Source organism: Microbacterium zouquanmingi, assembly GCF_052266695.1.
Taxonomy (GTDB): domain Bacteria; phylum Actinomycetota; class Actinomycetes; order Actinomycetales; family Microbacteriaceae; genus Microbacterium.
Genome location: NZ_JBQPQZ010000001.1, coordinates 742751 through 763740 on the forward strand (window position 1 = coordinate 742751; position 20990 = coordinate 763740).

Annotated in this window: 13 protein-coding genes; 2 read left to right on the forward strand and 11 right to left on the reverse strand. The window is 66.6% G+C overall.

The features are described from left to right. Positions 1 to 21: 21 nt before the first annotated feature. Positions 22 to 1011 carry a malate dehydrogenase gene (locus ACTU6U_RS03465; protein ID WP_443467746.1) on the forward strand — a complete coding sequence of 330 codons (990 nt, stop codon included), beginning with the start codon at positions 22 to 24 and terminating at the stop codon, positions 1009 to 1011. Between the two features lie 53 nt (positions 1012 to 1064). After that, the gene (locus tag ACTU6U_RS03470; RefSeq protein ID WP_443467747.1) at positions 1065 to 1511 is read left to right on the forward strand and encodes a recombinase family protein; all 447 of its coding nucleotides are present in this window, start codon (positions 1065 to 1067) and stop codon (positions 1509 to 1511) included. 2 nt (positions 1512 to 1513) lie between these two features. Here ACTU6U_RS03470 and ACTU6U_RS03475 read toward each other — a convergent pair whose 3' ends face one another. The 11 genes from ACTU6U_RS03475 to ACTU6U_RS03525 form a co-directional block, all read right to left on the reverse strand. Further along, positions 1514 to 2284 carry an FHA domain-containing protein gene (locus ACTU6U_RS03475; RefSeq protein WP_443467912.1) on the reverse strand — a complete coding sequence of 257 codons (771 nt, stop codon included), beginning with the start codon at positions 2282 to 2284 and terminating at the stop codon, positions 1514 to 1516. Between the two features lie 106 nt (positions 2285 to 2390). Beyond that, positions 2391 to 4010: a serine/threonine-protein kinase gene (locus ACTU6U_RS03480; RefSeq protein ID WP_443467748.1), complete on the reverse strand. Its 1620-nt coding sequence runs from the start codon at positions 4008 to 4010 to the stop codon at positions 2391 to 2393. Then, positions 4007 to 5257 carry an FHA domain-containing protein gene (locus tag ACTU6U_RS03485; RefSeq protein ID WP_443467749.1) on the reverse strand — a complete coding sequence of 417 codons (1251 nt, stop codon included), beginning with the start codon at positions 5255 to 5257 and terminating at the stop codon, positions 4007 to 4009. Before ACTU6U_RS03485 ends, ACTU6U_RS03480 begins: the two co-directional genes overlap by 4 nt. After that, a complete protein-coding gene (locus ACTU6U_RS03490; protein WP_443467750.1) occupies positions 5257 to 6072 on the reverse strand; it encodes a PP2C family protein-serine/threonine phosphatase in 816 nt (271 codons plus the stop codon). Before ACTU6U_RS03490 ends, ACTU6U_RS03485 begins: the two co-directional genes overlap by 1 nt. Beyond that, complete coding sequence (locus tag ACTU6U_RS03495; protein ID WP_443467751.1) at positions 6069 to 7376, reverse strand: RDD family protein; 1308 nt, start codon at positions 7374 to 7376, stop codon at positions 6069 to 6071. The genes ACTU6U_RS03490 and ACTU6U_RS03495 overlap by 4 nt, the downstream gene beginning before the upstream one ends. Next, on the reverse strand, positions 7373 to 9769 hold the full coding sequence (locus ACTU6U_RS03500) for a transglutaminase-like domain-containing protein (protein WP_443467752.1): 2397 nt from the start codon (positions 9767 to 9769) through the stop codon (positions 7373 to 7375). Before ACTU6U_RS03500 ends, ACTU6U_RS03495 begins: the two co-directional genes overlap by 4 nt. After that, positions 9766 to 11025 (reverse strand): DUF58 domain-containing protein, encoded by a 1260-nt coding sequence (locus ACTU6U_RS03505; protein ID WP_443467753.1) that lies wholly within the window; start codon positions 11023 to 11025, stop codon positions 9766 to 9768. Before ACTU6U_RS03505 ends, ACTU6U_RS03500 begins: the two co-directional genes overlap by 4 nt. Continuing rightward, the gene (locus ACTU6U_RS03510; protein ID WP_443467754.1) at positions 11025 to 11996 is read right to left on the reverse strand and encodes an AAA family ATPase; all 972 of its coding nucleotides are present in this window, start codon (positions 11994 to 11996) and stop codon (positions 11025 to 11027) included. Before ACTU6U_RS03510 ends, ACTU6U_RS03505 begins: the two co-directional genes overlap by 1 nt. Before the next feature lie 46 nt (positions 11997 to 12042). Then, complete coding sequence (locus tag ACTU6U_RS03515; protein WP_443467755.1) at positions 12043 to 18138, reverse strand: Ig-like domain-containing protein; 6096 nt, start codon at positions 18136 to 18138, stop codon at positions 12043 to 12045. Positions 18139 to 18257: 119 nt separating this feature from the next. Next, a complete protein-coding gene (locus ACTU6U_RS03520) occupies positions 18258 to 18827 on the reverse strand; it encodes a DNA-3-methyladenine glycosylase I (RefSeq protein ID WP_443467756.1) in 570 nt (189 codons plus the stop codon). A 27-nt stretch (positions 18828 to 18854) separates the two neighbouring features. Continuing rightward, positions 18855 to 20924 carry an acyl-CoA dehydrogenase family protein gene (locus ACTU6U_RS03525; protein ID WP_443467757.1) on the reverse strand — a complete coding sequence of 690 codons (2070 nt, stop codon included), beginning with the start codon at positions 20922 to 20924 and terminating at the stop codon, positions 18855 to 18857. Positions 20925 to 20990: the final 66 nt, after the last annotated feature.

A 20990-nucleotide genomic window follows, 5' to 3' on the forward strand; every position in this document is an offset into this window, starting at 1 on the left:
GCGCGCACGTAGGCTCATCCCATGGCGACGACGATCACGATCACAGGTGCTGGCGGACAAATCGGATACGCACTTCTGTTCCGCATCGCGGCCGGCGACATGCTCGGCCCGGACGAGAAGGTGCGGTTGCGGCTCCTCGAGATTCCGCAGGGGATGCGAGCCGCAGAAGGCGCAGCGCTCGAACTGCACGACGGCGCATTCGACCTGCTGGAGAGCGTGGAGGTCACCGACGATGCCAAGACCGGGTTCGACGGATCCAACATCGCCCTGCTCGTGGGCGCCCGCCCGCGTGGACCTGGCATGGAGCGTGGCGATCTGCTCGCAGCCAATGCGGGAATCTTCGGACCCCAGGGCGCGGCGATCGCGGACCGTGCCGCCGCGGATGTGCGCGTCACCGTCGTCGGCAACCCCGCCAACACGAACGCTCTGATCGCCGCGGCAACCGCTGATGGCGTGCCGGCTGACCGCTTCACCGCGCTCACGCGCCTCGACGAGAACCGCGCCAGAGCGCAGCTCGCTGCCGCGCTGGATGCCCCGGTCTCGAGCATCCGTCGGGTGTCGATCTGGGGGAACCATTCCGCGACGCAGTTCCCCGACATCACCCACGCGACCATTGATGGACGGCCGCTGCGCGACGCTCTCGCGGGGCGCGTGGATGATGTGCAGGGCTGGCTCGAAGACACCTTCATTCCTCGGGTGGCGAAGCGCGGAGCCGAGATCATCGAGGTGCGAGGATCGTCATCGGTGGCATCCGCCGCGAACGCGGCGATCGAACACACCCGCGACTGGGTCCAGGGAACGGACGACTGGACCAGCGCTGGCGTCGTCTCACGCGGCGAGTACGGGGTTCCGGCAGGTCTCGTGTCGTCCTTCCCGGTCAGATCGGTCGATGGCCGGTGGCAGATTGTCGAAGAACTCGAGCTGAATGAGTGGGCGCGAGAGCGCATCGACGTAACGGTGGCGGAGCTCGTCTCCGAGCGCGACGCGGTGCGCGCGCTCGGCGCGCTCTGATTCGCTGGGTAGGTTCAGCCGCGACAGGGCAGAATGGATGCGGGAGGTCTCAGATGAGTGACATGAATAACACCGCGGATGCTGCTCTCACGAGCCCACTGCATCTGCCGCATGCTGCGGCCGAGTGCCCGAAGTGCCTTGCCGACGACGATCACGACTGGTGGTCGGCGCGTCCAGCGGACGCACGACTGGTCGGGCTGGTCGTCTCTCGCGAGGGAATGCCGTCGGTCACCCAGCAGCGAGAGGACCTCACCCGGTTCGGCGTGCCGATCTCGGGGTTCCGGCATCCGGCTCCCGACATCCTCGAGAGCTGGGAGGATCGCGTCACTCGTCTTCTCGATACTCTCCAGCGCGGCGACGTGCTCGTCGTCGCCAACGTGCATGCACTCGGCCGTGACCGCGACGAAGAGACGCGCACGGCGAGCGCCCTGCGCAGCCGCGGGATCATGGTGAAGGTGCTCGGACACCACGCGCGGCATCTCACCGACGCCGCGCGCTGACCTCAATCGTCGGAGTCGCTCTGGTTCCGCAGCGCTTCGTCGTCGATGAGCGACAGATCCGCGCGGGTGACGACCTGCGAGGTGACCGCATACTCCACTAGTCGGGCTCGACGGTTCGTGGCGAGCTTTCCCGGACCGCCGCGCAGCCCCTGCACACCCATGCGGTCGAGCTTGTCGCAGACGTTGTCGAGCTTGCGGTTGAACTTGCTCATGGTCCATCCGAGGCGTTCGGCCGCGGCACTGGATGACGGAAGCTCATTCATACTCACACCCTCGCGGCGCAGCATCGGCTCGGCGAGCGCGACGATGAGCTGCTTCTGCAAGGTGGTGAAGCTGACCGGCATAACCGTCGTCTCACCGCTCATTGCAGCATCGACAGCGCGAGAGACCTCGTAGGGAGCCTCATCCGTGAGCAGATTCACCTCGTACGTGACCGGTCCCGCAGTGAAGACGATGACGTTGCGCTCGAAGACGAGCGGCATCCGCGCACCTGGCGACAGCCAGGATTGCACCGCGCCTCCGGCGCTCGAGATCGTGGCAGCGAGACGCACCCCCACGTTGGCCAGCCACCAGAGTCCGTCGCGATGCTGCAGCTCAAGGAAGTGCCGGTGCAGGTAGGGATTGTCATCGACCTCGAGATCGCCCTCGCGGCCGATGATGAACGGCTTCCCCGGGGATAGGTCATGCCATTCACCGGCGAACTCCAGGCGAAGCGGCGCTACAGCACTCGCCCCGTCCGATTCCGCGTTCTGAACGAGCTCAGCAGGATTCACCTCAGTCACGTATCGACCCCCTGGCGAATATCCTGCCACGTGGGAGCGTTCAGCGTGTGATCTGCGGCTTTCTGAGGCCCTCAGAACGTCATCGGACGCAGGGATGTCACTCCGCGCAGCCCCGTGCCGGCCCCGACGCACGGCCGTCACCGCGGCGAAGCATGACGTCGATGCAGACCTGTCCGGCGGCACCGCTTTCGACCGTCACAGAGGTATCCTCGGTCGTCTCGGTCTTTCCCGCCCCGGCAAGATCTACCGTGTGCCACAGGTACATGTCACCGTCTTCCGGCGACGGGTTCGTCCAGCTGAAAGTGACGGCCGCGCCGTTCCTGACACCGGTGAGATCTCCGACAATGGGAACAGCGTCCGACACCGGGTCCTGTGGGATCACTTCATCCTGCGTGGCGACCGGCGCTGGTTCCTCGCCGGTGTTCATCAGGTTCACCCCGACGATCACACCGCCGACGAGAACCACAGCGGCCGCGGCGATTGTGATCCAGATACCGACACGCGGCTTGCGCGGAGACTCCTGAGCCGGCGCGCTGGCAGGCGCAGCGGGAGCGGGAGTCAGCGGAGCGTTCGGAGAAACGGTGCGCGGACCGCGGACAGTGCGCTCGTCGTCGTCAGCAGACGGCGCAGCGGCAGCCGGAGCCACCCGCATCACCGTGTCGTCAGATGCCTGATCCGCGACAGCCGGCGCGAAGCGCGGTCCAGGATCAGCAACCGGCTCAGGCATCGGCTTGCCGAACTGGCGCGTCGTCGCGGAGGGGCGGGTGCTTCCGGCATCCGGTTCGATGTTGACGATGTCGCGGACGCGAGTCAGGCCTTCGCCATCGTCGTTGAAGTCCTCCGGCATGGGGTGATCGTCGACGATATCGATCGACGTGACCGAGTGGGAGAGCTCGATCTGCACCTTCTGCAGCGCCCGCGCGAACGCAACCGCGCTGGGGTAGCGCGCGTCCGGGTTCTTGGCCATCGCGCGCTCGAGCACCTGCTGCAGGCTGCCAGGAGAGTCGGGCCTCGACAGCGCAGGCAGCGGCATCCGCTCGATGCGCTCGATCAGATCGACGCTCGTGTTGCGCTCTCCTGGCCGCTCGAACGGCGACCGCCCCGCAAGGAGCGTGTACAGGGTCGCACCGAGTGCGAACACGTCAGAGCGCGCACCGCTCTGCGGGTTCTCGGCGAAGAACTCCGGCGGTGACCATGGAATCGACATTCCGGTCGCCTCGCCCACCGATCCCGTCGTCGAGGCGATACCGAAGTCAGTGAGGGCCGGCCTGTTGTATTCCGTGACGAGAATGTTGGCCGGCTTGATGTCGCGATGCAGCACGCCTGCGCGATGTGCGGTCTCAACAGCGCCTGCAACCTGGATGCCGACGCGCAGAGCCTCTGCGACCGAGAACGGCTCCTTGCGGGCGCGTGTCTGCAGGTTCGGCCTCGGGCAGTACTCCATCACCAGGTAGGGACGGCCGTCGCCGGCAACCCCCGCCTGATAGATCGTGACGATCGCGGGATGCGTCGAGAGCATCGCCATTACATTCGCCTCATCGGCGAACTCCTTCGCGGCACCGCTGGAGATGCGGTCAGCGAGCAGCACCTTGACCGCGACGCGGCGCTTGGGCATCTGCTGTTCGTAGAGGAAGACGTCGGCGAAACCGCCCGTCCCCAGCGCCTGCAGATAGGTGAAGCCGGGAAGCTCCGGTGGCGCGGACGGAGGTCTGCTCACGGCAGGTCCTCGAACGTGACCGTCACCCCGTCGCCGAGGTCGACCACGTCGCCGGAGAGCACGAGGGTGGGCTCTCCCGGGTGCAGACGCAGCGGATCCGATCCCGGACGCAACAACGTCGATCCGTTCGTGGTGCGCAGGTCGACGACGACAACAGTGTCGCCCTCCGGACGGATCTCGAGGTGGCTGCGCGAGATGTCGTGCTGGGGGCTTTCGACGGCGATCAGGTGCGGCAGATCCGCTCCGGACGCGCGCGTCGAGCGGGGCCGGCGGCCGATGATCACGGTGCGGTCGAGCGTGACCATCTGCCCCGTGGATACGCGCACTCGTCCGGTGGTGCTGCCTGAGACCACGGGAAGAACCGCGGTCGGGGCATCCGGAGCCGCGGTGGGGATGTTCTGCCGCAGAGCACGCGCTTCGGCGACCGAGATCGTCGCGCCGTCGTGGTCACCTTCGACCGCAGCGATCGGTGCCGGAGGCGCAGGCGGTGCGGGCGGGGCGCCAGGCGCGACGACCGTCGCACCGAACAGCTGGTCGAACTCGTCGGTGTCCGAAGAGTACGTCACGTCTGTGGGCAACAGCGTGATGCCTTCAACAGCATCGTCGACGGGTTCGGGCTCCGGCTCCGGCGTGGGCTCCGGCTCGGGCGTGGGCTCCGGCTCGGGCGTGGGCTCCGGCTCCGGCTCGGGCTCCGGCTCGGGCGTGGGCTCCGGCTCGGGCTCCGGCTCGGGCGTGGGCTCCGGCTGGACAGCCGGCGCGTCCACCACGACATCCACGCCATCGACGGCATCCGCTGGCCCGACATCACCGGGCTCGACGTCCGCGCTGACGCGGGCTGCCCGCACGACGCCGCCCGCGATCGGGAGCGAGAAACCATCCTCAGCGTCGCCGATGGCGATGGCGATACGGCTCGCATTCGCGACGAAGCGTTCGCTCCACGTCGTGACGTTCGCTCCCGTGAAGGCATCCTGCCCCTCGGGTCCCGTCACCTGGACGGTCGCATCTCCGCGCACCGCGATCCGGGCGTTCTCGCCATCGAGCACGACCGCGGCGAACGGGAGCATCGCCGCGAAAGAGCCGGCGGCCTGGTCTGTGAGCAGGTCGATCACGCTGCCAAGATCACCCGCTGCGCTCTCACGCTCCCAGAGGCGTGAGACGAGTTCTTCCGGAGCATCCGGTGCCACCGCGATCAATGCGCGGGGGGTCACCAGCATGTACCAGTCTCCGGGTCGGTAGGTCGTCTGCATCAGCTCATCCCTCCTACGGCGGCCGCGCGCGGCCGGGTGTCCTGGTCGATATCCTCATCTGCCCGCATGAGCACGCCGGGGCGGGATGCCACCGACACTGCATCGACCACGACGACGGTGATGTTGTCTCGTCCGCCAGCGTTCACTGCTTCACCCACGAGCACGGATGCCGCGGTCTGCGGATCGGACTCCATCCTCAGGATCGCACCGATCTGCGCATCTGCAACCTCTGAAGAGAGCCCGTCAGAACAGATCAGAATGCGGTCGCCGAGTTCGGCGGGGAACATCCAGAAGTCGGCGTCGCCTGTGCTGCCTGCGCCGATGGCCCTGGTGATGATGTTGCGTCGATGGTCAGTCGCCGCTTCGAGAGCGGTGAGCTCGCCGGACTCGATGAGTTCCTGCACGACCGAGTGATCGACGCTGATCTGCTCCAGTTCCCCTTCGGAGAGCCGGTAGGTGCGGGAGTCGCCGATGTTGAAGGTCAGCCAGTAGCCCATGCCGTCGACGTCTGCGAGCACGGCACCGCTGAGCGTCGTCCCTGCCCGTCCGTTCGCCGATACCGAGAGCGCTTCGACCGACTCGCGAGCGCGGCTGAGCGCATCGAGCACGTCGTCGAGTTCGAGGCTCTGTCGGCCGATGTAGGGCGAGAACTCGGCGACGACTGCGGCGCTTGCCCGCTCGCCCGCCTCGTGGCCGCCCATCCCGTCGGCGACGATGAAGACCGGTGCACTGGCGAGCATCGAATCCTCATTCAGCGCGCGGCGCAGACCCGCATGAGTCGATGAGCCGGCCGAGACGATCAACGGCGCCGTCATGCGTATCCTCCGATGGTGACGATGCGGTCGCCGATCTCGATCGCATCTCCCAGGCGCACGCGCACCTGCTCCCCCGGAGGACAGACGATGCGGTGACCATCGCGCACGATCGCCGTGCCGTTGGTCGAGTGCCGGTCCATGACCCATCCGCCGGATGCCTCTGCGGCCGCTTCGAAGTGCGTCTTCGACAGCGACAGCGTCTCGTCGCGTACGGAGACCGTCGCTACGCCGACTTCTGGGGCGGGGTTGCGACCGAACACCGTGCGCTGCGACACGGTGACCCTGGTGCCGTCATCCCAGGTGAACACGAGTCGATGGCCCGGGATGCTGATACGCGTGTCCTCGATGTCGTCAGAGGACTGCGTGACGGGTTCAGCAGCGGCCGGCTCGGCAGGAGCCGGTGCCGGAGGCGCCGGTGTGCTGCGCGCGGGCGGTCCGTCCTGCGTGATGCCAGGCACGAACGCGATGAGCGACTCTTCACTCGGTGCGGGTGCGGCGGGGTGCGCGATCGGCGCGGGCGGGGCCGCCGCTGCGGGCGGGAACGCCGACGTCTGCGAAGCGGCGGGCTGCTGCCGCAGCGCATCTACCGAGCGCACGGTCTCGTCAAGCGCTGGGGCCTGTTCCGTTGGGGCCGCGGGATTCGAGTACGGAGCCGGTGGGAACGTCGGAGCCTGGGTGCTCTGGGCGGGCGCCGCGAACTGCGGCGCGCTCTGCGGCGTTGTCAGCGTGCCAGCGAAGCCAGGGGCGAACTGTGCTGGTCGCCCGTCCGGGACCGGCGGGGCGCCGTCCGGCAGAGCTGGGCGCGGCGGGACGGGCATCGCCTGAGTCGCCGGCGCGGACGACGCCGCGGCTGCGCCGCCACGAGCATCCAGCATCAGGGAATGCGCGACTTTGTCGTGCCAGCCCTGGAAACGGCCCGTGCCGTCGAACAGCGGGGTGAAGTAGCCGACGACGATGCTGGCTGAAAGACCGAAGATGATGTTGCGCAGCAGCGACTTCCCGAAGCCGAGGGGAGCACCGTCCGCCTCGCGGGCAAGGCGCAGTCCCTGCGCGCGCATGCCGATGGAACCCTTGCCGCCCTGCATCCAGGTGTAGACGACGAACCAGCCGAGCATCAGCAGCCACACCACTGGCGCACCGAGGCTGACGACGGCCAGCAGGCCATCTGGACCCGCCGCGAAGCCGATCACCACGAGGACGATCATCAGGACGATGCCGATGGCTGCAGCGATCAGGGCGTCGATGATGTAGGCCACGGCACGTCGGGATGTCGGGGCAACGGTGCCGAACGACAGTTGCGTCATGGTGTCTCGCTCTCGGGTGCGTCAGTCGGGCTGTTCTCGATGGTGCCAGGTTCTCGACGGATGCGCGCGGTCGCAGCCGTTTTCAGCCCCTGGAAGCCGGTCTGCAATGCCGACCCGCCCAGCAGCGACCGCAGACTCAGCCTGGCCTTGATCCGCTTCCAGAAGCCCGCCTCACTGCCGAGGCCGACGACGATGCCGTCGACTTCCTTCCAGAATGCGTCCACATCCTCAGCGCTCGGGTCGTTCGGTCCGAAGACCTCGGCGTCGGCACGGTCAGCAAGAGCGGTGACCGCGGGAACTGCCATCGAGTCGGCGAGAAGGACCGCTTCTTCGCCTCTGGTGGCACCGGGGATGACCCGCGCGCCGTAGTCCACAGCGCGGTCGGTGAGCTCATCCCATCCACCGGCGATCCGGTCAGCCGTCCGCTCTGCCGAGCGACGTGCCCGGCGCCGTGAGGCCTTCCAAGCTCCGATGATGATGAACGGAGAAGCCAGCAGCAAGAGCACCGCCAGCGAGATGCCGCCGATGAGGAGGATCGCTCCGATGACACCGAGGATGTTCAGCGACTCGTCCTCGGACTCGCGGTCGTCCGGCAGCGTCGGGGGAAGATCGACCGGCTCCTGCGGCGGGGGCGGCGGCTGCAGCACCTGCGGCTTGGGATCAGCGCGCGGCTTCGTGTTCTGGTCGTTGGGCACCTGGTCCTCAGGCGGCGTCGGGTCGAAGGGCACCCACCCGAACCCGTCGAAGTTGACCTCGACCCACGCGTGGATGTTCTCGCCGTTGGCCGCGAAGTCGGCCGCTCCGGCATCCTTCTCGTCGGGGTAGAAGCCCATGACCACTCGTGCGGGCATGCCCAGCTCTCCCGCGAGCAGAGTCATCGCGACCGCGTACTGCTCGTCGTCGCCGATCATCTGGTCTCCACCAATGAGCGTCGAGATGCGCTCAGAGGTGTGACCGGCCCGCGAGAGGACCTCCCCCTCGAGCCCGTGACTGAAGAAACCGTCCTCGGAGAGGAAGGTCGAAAGCGCCCTCGCCTGCTCGACCGGCGTCTTCGCCTCAGTGACGACGTCGGCGGCGAGAGTGGTGAGCTCTTCCGGCACGTTCTCGTTCTTCGCCGGACGCACCTTGCCGAATTCGGCATCGCCGATCTGCTCATCGGTCACCGTGGCGGGGATCACCGTCTGCACGGTGTAGCTGTCTCCCTTGTGGAGGCCGCTCGTGGTGACGGCGGTCTCAGCGCCGCTGCTGTAGTAGGTGCTGCGGCGGAACGCGTCAGCATCCTCGCCCTCGAATCGAATCTCGGAGGCGAGACCCGCCTGCGGAACCCACACGTCGGAGTACGTGTCGATGTCGACTTGAAGGGTGACAGGAATGCCCTCGGCATCGGGCGACATATTGGATCGGATCGGCGAGAACGCACTCGACGTTCCCGGCCCGCCGTCGACGACGTTGATGACCTGGCCGTCGAACTCGTCCATGGTCGCGAGCCGGACGCGAGCGCCCTTGGGCAGACCGCGCACCGTGAACAGCGTGTTCTCCGCGTCATCGCGCACGTGGCCGCGGAACGACTGCAGTGCGCTCGGGTAGTCGCGCACGTTGAAGGGCGGGATGATCGTGTCGCGCAGCACATGCCGCGCCTCCGTCGGCGCAGTGAATGCGCTCGTCGCGATACCGGCGCCCACAGCGACGACGAGCACGACGGTGCCTGCGATGAGGCGGCGCATACGCATGTGATTGGCGCGCGCGGAGTCACCGGCCTCCACCGAGACTGCGGCGCTCTGTGGCGCCCAGATCTGACGAACGGCGAGCCAGGCGACGCTCGCGATCGCGAAGATCGCCCCCTGAATGACGGGCACAGCGGGCTGCGGGGTTCCGAAGGCGATCACGAGGCCCAGCAGCACCCCGGCAGGAATCAGCGCCCAGGCCGGCTGCGTCAGACGCAGGGCGAGGGATGCTGTGAGCACCGAGGTCACCAGCGTCAGAAGGAACGGCACGATGAAGTGCCCGTCGGCACCCGAGACCGGTGCGACGGTCGTGAGCAGCTGCTTCCACGAGGTGACAGTGCCGACCGCAAGCTCTCGCAGAGTGTCGAGGGTCGGGACGAACCCGGCGATCGTCGTTTTCGGCAGCGCCAACGCGCCGCCGAAGAGGAAGTAGGCGACGATCGTGAGTCCGGCGACGATGAGGATTCCCCATCGGCGCCATGCCGACACCGCAGCGATCCCGGCCCCGAGCACGACGCCCCCCACCGCGGCTGTCAGGTAGCTGGGACCGGCGAAGCTCGGCCAGAATCCCGCGATCGACGCGCCGATCAGCACGAGCACCATGACGATGTCGAATGCCCAGCGGCGCACGGGGATGACGGGCACCTCAGTGGATGCGTCGGATGTCATGCGAGGACCTTCTGCAGTGCAAGCGGAATCTGCGCCAGCGCACCGACGCTGACGACATCGGCGTCGGTGATGCGCCGCAGGGCGGGAGTCTCCACCGTGGTGTCGGCGATGACGACGATGACCTTCGCCCCGAACGGGAGCCGCGCGCAGGCCACGCGCAGATCGTCATTCGCGACCTTCGAGCCGCAGACGAGGACGACGACGCTGGCCAAGGGCATGGTGGCGGCGATCACACCGCTGAGCTCTGAGATGCCGCCGTCTCGCGGCTTGCTGTTCTCGACGGCGGAGAGCGAGTCGAGCAGCTGCTTGCCCGTGCCGGCGCGCAGCTCTCCCCCCTGTACGCGCACATCGACGCGCTGCGAGTCACGCAGCGCGCGCAGACCGATGGAGCCGGCGATCGAGATCCCGAGTTCGAAGTCGGCCACGCTTGCGTAGTCTCCGCTGGAGCGGGAGAGCGCGATGACGAAATGCGAGCGGCGCGTCTCTTCGTACTGACGCACCATCATCACGCCGGTCCGAGCGGTGGAGCGCCAGTGCACGTGCCGCAGGTCGTCCCCCGGCTGGTACTCGTTGAGGGCGTGGAACGACACGTCGTCACGAGAGAGATCCGTCGCGGGGAGACCCTCGAGGTCACGAAGGAAGCCGAGGGACTGCCCGTCGAAGAGCACCGTCTGCGGGTGCACGAAGAGATCGACGGGGTCATCGCGCCGATGTGCGCGCTCGAACAACCCGAGCGGGTCGCCACGGACGACGCTGACCGGCCCGACCTTGACGACGCCTCGTCGCTGCGTGGGAATCGCGAACAGCTCTTCGGCCTTCTCGCCGGGGGCGAGACGCTGGATGCCGAACTCACCGCGACCGCCGCCGACCGGCAGCACGATGCGCGATGGCAGGATCGCCCTGGTGCTCGGGTTCGACAGCGTGAGCGCACCGACCGCGCGTTCACCGACGATGACGCGCGTGCGAGCGAGATCGAGATCGACGTCGTATTCGGTGCGACCGATGAGGAACAGCGCACACAGCATCAGGGTGATCGTGACGATCGCCGCTGTGACGGTCAGCTCCTTCCACCCCAGCGAGGCGCCGACGATCCAGAACACGACGGCGAACGCCATGAGCACCCACGCGAGCGGGCGAATGACGGACACGATCTTGCGCAGACGCTCACCCGCACGCGCGCCGAGCAGCGCCGCGACGTCACGCCATCCGGCGTCGCGAGCGTTGTCGGATGCGACGGGCAGCGTCTGCGACGTCATCACGCCGCCGTACGGGCCTGCGGCGCCGCGATGCGCTCGAGCACGCGGGCGATCACGACATCGGCAGTCGTACCGGCGAACTCGGCCTCTGCGTCGAGCATGAGGCGGTGCTGCCAGGCCGGAGCGATGAGCGTCTTGATGTCGTCGGGGAGCACATAGTGGCGCCCGCGGGCTGCGGCCCACACCTTGGCGAGACGCACCATGGCGATCGCGCCGCGCACCGAAACGCCCAGACGCACTCCGGCGTCGTTGCGCGTCGCCTCGGCGAGCTCGGCCACGTAGCGCAGCACGGCCGGTTCGACGTGCACGCTGGCGCCGAGGTCTGCCATGTCGGCAACGGCACCGGTCGTGATGATCGCAGACAGTTTCGCGGAGGGGTTGCGGTCGGATGCTCCGGCAAGAATGCTCTCGGTGACCGCGAGGTCGGGATAGCCGATCGAAGTCTTGATCAGGAAGCGGTCGAGCTGGGCCTCGGGAAGCTTGTACGTTCCCGCCTGCTCCACCGGGTTCTGCGTCGCGATCACAAGGAACGGGCGACCCGCCTCATGCGTGACACCGTCGACGGTGACCTTGGACTCCTCCATGACCTCGAGAAGTGCCGACTGCGTCTTGGGAGACGCGCGGTTGATCTCGTCGGCCAACACGATCGACGCGAAGATCGGGCCCTTGTGAAACTCGAACCGGTGGTCCTTCTGGTCGTAGATCGTCACACCGGTGACGTCGGACGGCAGCAGGTCGGGGGTGAACTGGATGCGCGAGCTCGTACCCTGCACTGTTGCGGCGAGCGCCTTGGCGAGGCTCGTCTTACCCGTACCCGGCGCATCTTCGAGCAGCACGTGACCCTCGGCCAGCATGGATGCCAGCACCAGGCTGATCACCTCGTGCTTGCCCTGCACAGCCTTATCGATGTTCTCGACGAGCCGAGTGAAGGTCCCCTGGAACCAGGTCGCCTGTTCAGGAGTCATTGTCATTTCGCTTCGTTTCTCTTCGTTCTGAAAATTCGCGTGTGTGGGGCGACTACGGCCGTGGCCAGAACGCCTGCTCCGTGTCAACCCCGTCACCCCAGCCGACGATGTCGGCCCAGACGTTGACGCCATCACGGCCCTGGTAGCAGGCGAGCTGCTGCTGTCCGGCGCCGTTGAAGTTGACGCTGTACCGGAAGTTGCCGATCGCGCCCTTACCCTCGACCATGCACTGCACGTCGTACGTGCCGATGTTCAGGTTCTCCCAGTGCACGACGAACTGGCGGCATCCGTTGACGCAGTTTCCGGCGGCATCACCCTGGGTCACCCAGACCCGCGGCTGCGGACGATCGCTGGATCTGGCTGACTTCTGGGCGCTGACATCCGACCACTGCTGCTCGGTATCCATCGCCCGCACTCTGATGTTGTGGCTCTGCTCGTAGTCGGTTCCGACGTCTCGCGTTCCCTGAAGGCCCACGTTCTGCCAGGATCCGCCGTCGATGCTGATCTGCACGACCTGGATCGATCGGCCGTTATCTGATCCCGTGGCATTCCACCCCAGACGCACCTGGGTGGTGAGCCCGGACGCGCTCGCGGTCGGCGTATGCGGTTTGCCGAACGGGATCGCCGCGACGGATGCTGCAGATTCCACGCCGGTGTAGCTGCCGGTTCCGGTGTTCGACAGCGCACGGATCTGGAGCGTGTAGAACGAGCCGTTCGCGAGGCCAGAGATCGTCGTGCCCGAAAGCGCCGTCCACGTGCCGCCGCTGTTGAGGCGGTACTGGTATGAGATCTCGCTCACCTTGGCACCGTTTCGCTGGTCGGCTGAGAGCGTGTACGACGACGTGATCTCGATCGCGCGGTCACGCGCGACGATCTTCGGCGTAGCCGGAGCATCCGGCCTGATCGCCCCCCGGCGCTCCGCCGACGGCGGGCTCCACTGGCCCCAGCCGGCCTTGTTGTGCGCCCGGACAATGTAGGTGTAACCGTCTTCCGACGTGGGGACGACGAGAGCTTGACTCGTCTGGCCGGCGGCTGCCGTGGTCGTCTTCCACGTCGATCCGCCCTTGAGCACCTGGATCTCGTAGCTGTCGATCGCCGCGCCGTTGTTGTCTGGTGCCGCCCAGATGACATTCATCTGCGCTTGGTCGCCCACCGGCGACAGCTCGGCGGTCGTCGGCGCCTTCTGCTGCAGAGGGGGCCCTGCCGGAATCTCATCCAGCGACCATCCACTCCACGTCGATGGCTCAGGAGCCCTGTTCACCGCCTGCACGCGCACCTGATATGAGGAGCCGTTCTCGAGCCCCTCCCAGGTCATCGAGTTGCCGGTGACACTCTTCTCGGTAATGCCCGATGGCGGCGCCGGCGATATCTGCAGGTTGAACGATTCGACGGGCGAGCCAGGGGTGGAAGGCGTCTTCCACGCGACCTTGAGTGACTTGTCGCCGAAGACCAGAGTCGGGGCGACCGGGGTGTCGGGGCGCGCATCCGGACGCGCGATCGCCGATGCCCCGGAGGGCTCGGAGTCACCGACACGGTTGGTCGCCACGACCTCGAAGGTGTACTCGACGTTGTTGGTGAGGCCATCCAGCGTGCACGTGGTCGTCTGGCACTTCTTGGTGTACGCGCTGCCGCTGGTGCTCTTGACCGTGTAGTGGGTGATCTCCGCACCGTTGTTCGACGGGGCCGAGAACGACACGACGACCGTGCGATCCTGCACGCTCGTCACCTGCGGTCGGCCCGGCGCCTCGGGAACGCCCTGCACGGTCACGACGATGCGACCGTCGACGCGGCGGTCGGTGTCTTCTGTCGCATCCTCGACCGTGTAGCGGACCACGAGGGTTCCGACGAAGTCCTTGCTGGGGGTCACCTGCACTCCGGTACCGTCGAGCTTCGCGGTTCCCGCGCCCGTCTCGGGCGACGCGGAGACGAGCTTCAGCGGCGCATCGGGGAACGGGTTGAAGTCGTTCTCGAGCACCGGGACCGTGATCGTCTTGCCCTGGTCTGCTTCATCGATGGTGTCGGTGTTCGCTGTGGCGAGCGCGCGCGTGGACGCGGTCACACGCACGGTGACCGTACCCTCGATGGCCTCGCTCTCTCCGTCGGAGATGCGAATCGTGAGGGTCTGCGTCGTACCCTTCTTCGCGTTGGAAGCCGCTTCCACCGACAGCTCGCCATCGGCGATCCGCGCGGTGACGCCCTGCCCGGCATTGCCCTGGAGCGAGTAGCTGTGCTTTCCGGCGTCCTCCGGATCCGGATCCTTCGTCAGCGCCTCGAGGTCGAGTGTGGTCGCATCCTCACCGGGCGCGACGTTCACCTCTCCTCGGGTGAAGCTCGGCGACTGGTTCTCCGGCGGCAGCACGGTGATCGGGATGGTCAGGGTCGCCTTGCGTCCCTCCGGGTCGTCGGGACCCGTGCCATCGGTGACCTCGAAGGAGAGGCCGTCTTCTCCGAAGTACCCGGGAGCGGAGGTGTAGACGAGCGTGCTGCCGTCCTTGACGAGGTCGGATCCGTCGGCGTGCGCTGCACTGACCTTCGCGTGCTCGGTGATCGTCACGCTTCCGCCGCCGGCGACCGTGACGTACTCGGAGAGCGGCAGCGCCTTGGTCTCACCGCTCTTGACCGTGAGCGGCTTCGTCGACGTCAGCGTCGGGCGGAGCTCCTGCACCGCGGGGACGAAGATGAACGCCGAGGTCTGCAGGTCGTCGCGGTCGGTGAGTGTGTACCGGATCAGCTGCATCTCTTCGCCGATGGTGACGCTGACCTTGCCGTCGTCCTGCAGAGTGCCGCCTTCGCCGACCTCTACGCGGAGTCCGTCAGTGGTGCCGTCAGGGTCCTCGTCATTGGCGAGGATCTCGACATCGACGTCCAGCTCTCCGTCGGTGAGATCGGCGGGGAGGATCCGGTCGTCTCGAGCGATGGGCGCCAACAGCGGCACATCTTCGTCGACGGTGATCTGGAGCACGGCCTGTGCCGACGCACCGCGCGCGTCACGAATCGTGTACTGGAGCGAGGTCTCTGCCGCACGATTCGGGGCCTCGACGAGCACGCGATCACCGGAGACCCGGGCGGTCATCCCCTCGATCTCGGGCAGGACGAGCCCGTCCTCGACCAGAGCGATCTCATCGCCCTCGGGATCGGAGTCGTTCAACATCACCGGAACGGCGATCTCGCGCCCAGGTCGCACAACGACAGCATCCTTCACCGCGAACGGCGCCTGGTTGACGTCTTCTGCCGGCGCGATGCCGATGCGGACGGTTGCCAGCCCTTCCTTGCCGAGGCGGTCGCGCACCCGGTAGGTGAAGTTGTCGACTCCAGTGGAGTCGGCGTACGCCTCGTAGACGAAGTAGTTCTGCGCCACCTCGGTGATGCGTCCCTTGGCCGGGTTCGACGCCGGTCCGATCAGCTCGACCGAATCGCCGTCGGCATCCAGGCCGTCAAGCGGGATGGCGATGTTCGCCGCGCTGCCGCTGAGCACACGCGTAGTGATGTCGCGTGGACGCGGAGCCGCGTTCTCTTCCTGCTCGGGAAGGATCTGGATCGTGATGTATCCGCCGACCTTGTTGCCGCGGGTATCAGAGACCTCGTACGTCGCGTAGACGGTCTTCGCCTCGGGGCCCGCCTTGAACCGCACCACATCCTGCGAGACGAAGATCTCGCCGTCCTCGGGAGCGACGAACGGTTCGATGAGCTCGGGTTCGAGCGTGAGGGCGTCACCAGTCGGACTGGTGTCGTTGTCGAGAACGGGGATCGTGACGACGTCGTTGACACGGACGACGGCCGTATCAGGGCTCGCGACCGGCGGAAGGATCTTCTCCGGCGCGGGGATGGGAATGACGACGACCTCGCCCTCGGCCGTCTTCGATCCGTTCGAGATGCGATAGGTGATGCGCACCTGCTCATCGAGTGCGCCCTGATCGCCGATGCGAAGGGACTCGTGATTGAGGACTGACACCGAGATGCCGCTGCCGGGCTCGACGCTGACCGACTGGATGACCAGGATGCCCCCAGAGGGGTCAGAGTCATTGTTGAGCACTCCCAGCAGCACTTCGCCGCCGGAGGGCAGCAGCGCGACATCGCGCACGGCGACGGGAGGCAGGTCCTGTTCACTCGCGTCGGCGACGTCGATGCGCACGATGCCCTGCACGCCGTTCGGTCCTGCAGCCACCTCGTAGAGCACGTAATAGACGCCCTTTGTCGGCGCGCTGAACGTGAATGTCTTGTTCGGATAGTCCGGGGTGATCGTCGCGCCCGGCGTCTCATCGCCGTTCACACGGGTCAGACGCAGCTGCTCACGACCGGAGCTGGAGTCGTTCGCGAGCGGCGACACGGTGACCTGTTCGCCGACGCGGGTCATCACGTGGTCCGCGTTCGTCTTCGGCAGCGTCGTGCCCGAAGGCCGCACATCGAGGATGAGCACTCCTCGCGCGATCTCGCCGAGCGCGTCGGAAACTGAGACCTGCACCTCCTTGCGGCCCTGCACGCTCGCGGTGGCGCGGTAGGTGACCTGTCCGTCGGTGGTGAACTCGACCTCATCACCTGGAGCTGCGATCACCTCGCGGAGGTAGATGTCATCCCCCTCCGGGTCGATCCAGTCAGGCAGCACGTTGTACGAGACGGTGCCGCCGGTCTCGATCGCGAGAGTCGTCGAGCGCTTCGGCTTGGGGGCGGTGTTGGTGTCCCAGCCCTTGACGGAAAGGCTGACCGTCGCGGTGTCCTTGCCTCCGCGACCGTCGTTCACCTCGTAGCTGAAGGAAGCAGCGCCGGATGCTTCTTCATCAACGGCTATCTGCAGCGACCCGCCGTCGTAGATGGGCTGCACCGTGCCGACAGGGGGCTGCTGTTCGGCGAGCGCCGCGACAAGAACGTCTCCATCAGCGTCGTTGTCGTTGTCGAGCACGGGCAGAGCCGTGGTCTGGCCGGGACGCACACCGTACTCATCGTTCTCCGCGACGGGCGGGGTGTTGGCGTCGGTGCGCACCGGCAGCGTCGTCTCGACGGTCTCTTCGGTGGTGTCCTCTTCGTCCTCGGTCTCGCCCTCGGGCGGGGTCAGGTCGTTCCAGTTGTCGACCTGCTGCAGGCTCTCATCTGCCAGCCAGGCCGCTCCCCCGACTGTGTCGTTGAGGATGATGACGTCACGGTTCACGCGGAAGGTCAGCGACGAGGAGTTCTCGACACCTGGCACGTCGGCGTTCACATCGTTGTCTTCGCCGGGGCACTCTCGCACGAAGGTTCCCGCACCCGCCCAGGCGCCGTAGCTGCAACCGAGCAATGACACCGGCACCGCGGGCGTGCTGCCGCCGCCGACGTTCGTCATCTGCGGTTCGCCACCGTCGAGCGGCACATCGATCAGATGGGATGCCGTCGCCACAGCGACCTCGTCCGTCGCAGCGGATGCGTACTGCAGGACCGCCGTGTCTGCTTCGGCGATCTCAGTGCGGAAGCCGCCGGGAGTCATGAGGGCGCTGTCTGCCGGAGACAGAACGACGGGCGTCGACCCGACGACGGTGATGGTCGGCGCAACCGAGGTGTCGATCTCACCCAGCGATGCGGTCGAGGGGTCGAGGGCTTCGCCCTCATTGTCTACGGGAATCGTGATGACTTCGCCGTTGTCGCCGGAGACGGCGTAGACCGTGCCATCCTGACCGACGACGACATCGGAGTTCTTGCCGAGTTTGGCGACCGGATCCGTACCCTGGTGCTCGAAGTTGGAGATCGCCTTGACCGGGACGACCCACAGCTGTCCGGAATCGCCATCGAGGATCGCCGTCGTCTGAGCGCCGAGCGCGACCTTCGCCGACCCGGGGATAGAAGCGCTGTCGCCGAGTGAAACTCGAGCAGGATCGACGGCGGTGAGCGTCGAATTCGAGCGGTCCGTAACGAGGACCGTCGACTTGTCCTGCAGGACGTCGAAGCTCTCACCCGTCGTGCGCAGACCGCCGTCGAGAAGAGTCGATTCGTTGTTGAAGTGGCCGACCATGAGCGCCGAGGACTTCGTGATCCACACGCCGCCGTCGTTCAGATCGACTTTCGTCGTGGGATTTCCCTCATACGCGAACGCGAGCGTGCCAACGGTGAGAACCGCTGCAGTCACAGCTGCAACGGATGCCGCTGTCTTCGGTTTCGCGCGCAACCAGGACAGCGCCTTCATCTTCCGTTTCCCCCCCCGGGTGGTTCGTCACTTGCGGTCCGACCCTTCACGGGCGGGGCACACCGGTACATACTAACTGCCCGATCTGAAACCCTCGACGGGCAGAGATGCCCATGCGGTCAGAGCGCGCGCCAGCATCCTTCGACATGATCATCGATCATCCCCGTCGACTGCATGAGCGCGTACATCGTCGTCGCACCCACGAAACGGAACCCCAGCTTGCGCAATTCCTTGCTCATCGCGGTCGACTCAGCTGTCACTGCCGGCACGTCGTCGAAAGAGCGCGGGCGAATGCCACGGGCCGGAGCGAACGACCACATCAGCGCGTCGAGCTCGCCATCAGACATCTCCACGACCAGACGCGCGTTGCCGATCGTGGCGAGGATCTTGGCGCGGTTGCGGATGATCCCGGCATCCGCCATCAGACGCTCGACATCATCATCGCCGAAGGCTGCGACGCGCTCTGGATCGAAACCGTCGAAGACCTCGCGGAACCTCGGTCTCTTGCGCAGAATGGTGATCCAGCTGAGCCCGGCCTGGAACCCCTCGAGCGCCATCTTCTCGAACAGTGCTCGGTCGCCGTGCAGCGGAACGCCCCACTCCTCGTCGTGGTAGCGCCGGTACTCGGCATCTTCTCCGGTCCATGCGCAGCGGGCGCGCCCATCGGGTCCGGCGAGAAGAGAGGTCATGGATTCAGCGTACGCACCGCCGGCGGATCACTTCTTCGCGGCTCGCTTGAGCGCCTTCTCCGAGATCGGCGCCTTTCCGGACGCTTCGAGCTCGGCGTAATACGCACGCGCATCGTCCTGACGCTGCTGCTCGATCCCGCTCGCGATCGGCGCACGCACGTGCTCGGGCTCGTAGCCAAAGGCGCCCACCAGGTCGAGGGCGTGCGGGCGAAGTCGCAGGCAGAGCCGGTCGATGTAGCTCGACACTGCGGCGGCGCGCTGCGTCGACAGGCGACCGTTGATGATGTGCCAGGCGAGATGCTTCTCGATCAGCTGCAGCCCGAACAGGTCGCGCAGCCAGGTGAGGACCTGCTTCGTGTCTTCATCCGGAACGCTGTTGACTGCATCGGTGAACGCCTCCCACTGCAGCAGCTCGCCGTGCGCGCGAGCGGCCTCGATGAGTTCCGCCTGGTTCTCGTTGAACAGCTTCTCACCGAGCACCCTGTCCTTGCCCGCGGGACGCAGGCGGCCTGCGATGTCGGCCACCATCTGCTGCACGCGATCGGCGAGCAGCTCGTGCTGCTGATCGGCGCGCAGACCGTTCTCGACAGAGCGCGCAGTGGAGCCGAAGTCGGCGATGTTCTGCCCGAATCGGCGGAGGCCAGCGCCATGGAACACCTTGCCCGCTGTCTGTCCGACAGCGAACTTGGCGAGAGCGGCGGCATCCTTGTCCTTGAACTGCTTCGCGAAGTCGGTGAGCAGGCGCTTTCCGACCAGCTGCAGCAGGACGTTGTTGTCTCCCTCGAAGGTGACGTAGACATCGAGGTCGGCCCGGAGCCCGACCAGGCGGTTCTCGAACATGTACCCCGCGCCGCCGCAGGCCTCGCGTGCTTCCTGCAGCGTGTCGAGCGCGTGCCAGGTCGACAAGGGCTTGAGAGCAGCGGCCAGAGTCTCGAGATCTTCGCGGTCATCGGGGGTGTCGGTGCGTCCGGAGAAGACGCCGTCGAACTTCTGCGCGAACTCGTCGTGCGCGAAGATCTGTGCGTAGGTCGTGGCAAGGCGCGGCAGCAGGCGGCGCTGGTGCTTGCCGTAGTCGAGCAGTACGACTTCCTGTCCGTCAGCACCGTCGAACTGCCGGCGCTGAGTCGCGTACGTGATCGCGATGTGGAGGCCGAGGGCCGATGCCCAGCAGGCTGCGCCATCGAGAGAGACGCGCCCCTGCACAAGGGTGCCGAGCATCGTGAAGAAGCGGCGGCCTGGGCTGTCGATCGGGCTCGTGTACGTGCCGTCGGATGCGACGTCACCGTACTTGTTCAACAGGTTCGTGCGCGGAATGCGCACGTGGTCGAACGAGAGGCGGCCGTTGTCGATGCCGTTGAGACCGCCCTTGAGTCCGTCGTCCTCACGGGTGATTCCCGCCAGGTCGTTGCCGTCCTCGTCGCGCAGCGGCACATAGAAGCAGTGCACACCGTGGTTCACACCGTTCGTGATGAGCTGGGCGAACACGGTTGCGGCGACGCCGTGCAGCGCCGCGTTGCCGAGGAACTCCTTGGTCGCCGCCCGGAACGGAGTGTTGATGACGAACTCTTCGGTCTCTGGGTCGTAGGTTGCCGTCGTCGCAGCCGCTGCGACGTCAGAGCCGTGACCGATCTCGGTCATCGCGAAGGCGCCGGGGATGGAGAGATCCATGATGCCCGGCAGCCACTTCTCGTGGTGCTCGTCCGTGCCCAGCTGCAGCACGGCGGAGCCGAAGAGCCCCCACTGCACACCGGCCTTGATCTGCAGGCTGGGGTCTGCCACGACGAGTTCCTCGAAGCCTGAGATGTTCGCGCCGTTGTCTTCTGCGCCGCCGAACTTCTTCGGGAAGGCCCGGTGAACCGCTCCGTTCTGCACGAGTAGGTGCAGTTGGGCGAGAACGCGCTCGCGGTGCTCATCCTTGTTGAGGGAATCGTCGCGCCAGAACGCGGGATCCTTGATCATCTCGCGTGCTTCACGACGAATGTCGGCCCAGGTGCCGAGCAGAAGGTCATTGACACGGTCGACATTTACGCGCGGAGCGTTGTCTTCTGCGTTGCGTGTGCTGCTGGGCTTCGTACTGCGGACGGCGGCGTCAACCATGGTGGTCCTCTCAAGGAGAAGTCAAGATTCTCCAACCGTAGGACTCCTCCAACCGTGAAGAAAGCC

Bases quoted from the DNA above. Each gene is read 5' to 3' on its own strand.
- ACTU6U_RS03495 (WP_443467751.1), bottom strand. From the start codon at position 7,376: ATGACGCAACTGTCGTTCGGCACCGTTGCCCCGACATCCCGACGTGCC.
- ACTU6U_RS03485 (WP_443467749.1), bottom strand. From the start codon at position 5,257: ATGCAGACGACCTACCGACCCGGAGACTGGTACATGCTGGTGACCCCC.
- ACTU6U_RS03515 (WP_443467755.1), bottom strand. From the start codon at position 18,138: ATGAAGGCGCTGTCCTGGTTGCGCGCGAAACCGAAGACAGCGGCATCC.
- ACTU6U_RS03470 (WP_443467747.1), top strand. From the start codon at position 1,065: ATGAGTGACATGAATAACACCGCGGATGCTGCTCTCACGAGCCCACTG.
- ACTU6U_RS03520 (WP_443467756.1), bottom strand. From the start codon at position 18,827: ATGACCTCTCTTCTCGCCGGACCCGATGGGCGCGCCCGCTGCGCATGG.
- ACTU6U_RS03510 (WP_443467754.1), bottom strand. From the start codon at position 11,996: ATGACAATGACTCCTGAACAGGCGACCTGGTTCCAGGGGACCTTCACT.
- ACTU6U_RS03505 (WP_443467753.1), bottom strand. From the start codon at position 11,025: ATGACGTCGCAGACGCTGCCCGTCGCATCCGACAACGCTCGCGACGCC.
- ACTU6U_RS03465 (WP_443467746.1), top strand. From the start codon at position 22: ATGGCGACGACGATCACGATCACAGGTGCTGGCGGACAAATCGGATAC.
- ACTU6U_RS03500 (WP_443467752.1), bottom strand. From the start codon at position 9,769: ATGACATCCGACGCATCCACTGAGGTGCCCGTCATCCCCGTGCGCCGC.
- ACTU6U_RS03490 (WP_443467750.1), bottom strand. From the start codon at position 6,072: ATGACGGCGCCGTTGATCGTCTCGGCCGGCTCATCGACTCATGCGGGT.
- ACTU6U_RS03525 (WP_443467757.1), bottom strand. From the start codon at position 20,924: ATGGTTGACGCCGCCGTCCGCAGTACGAAGCCCAGCAGCACACGCAAC.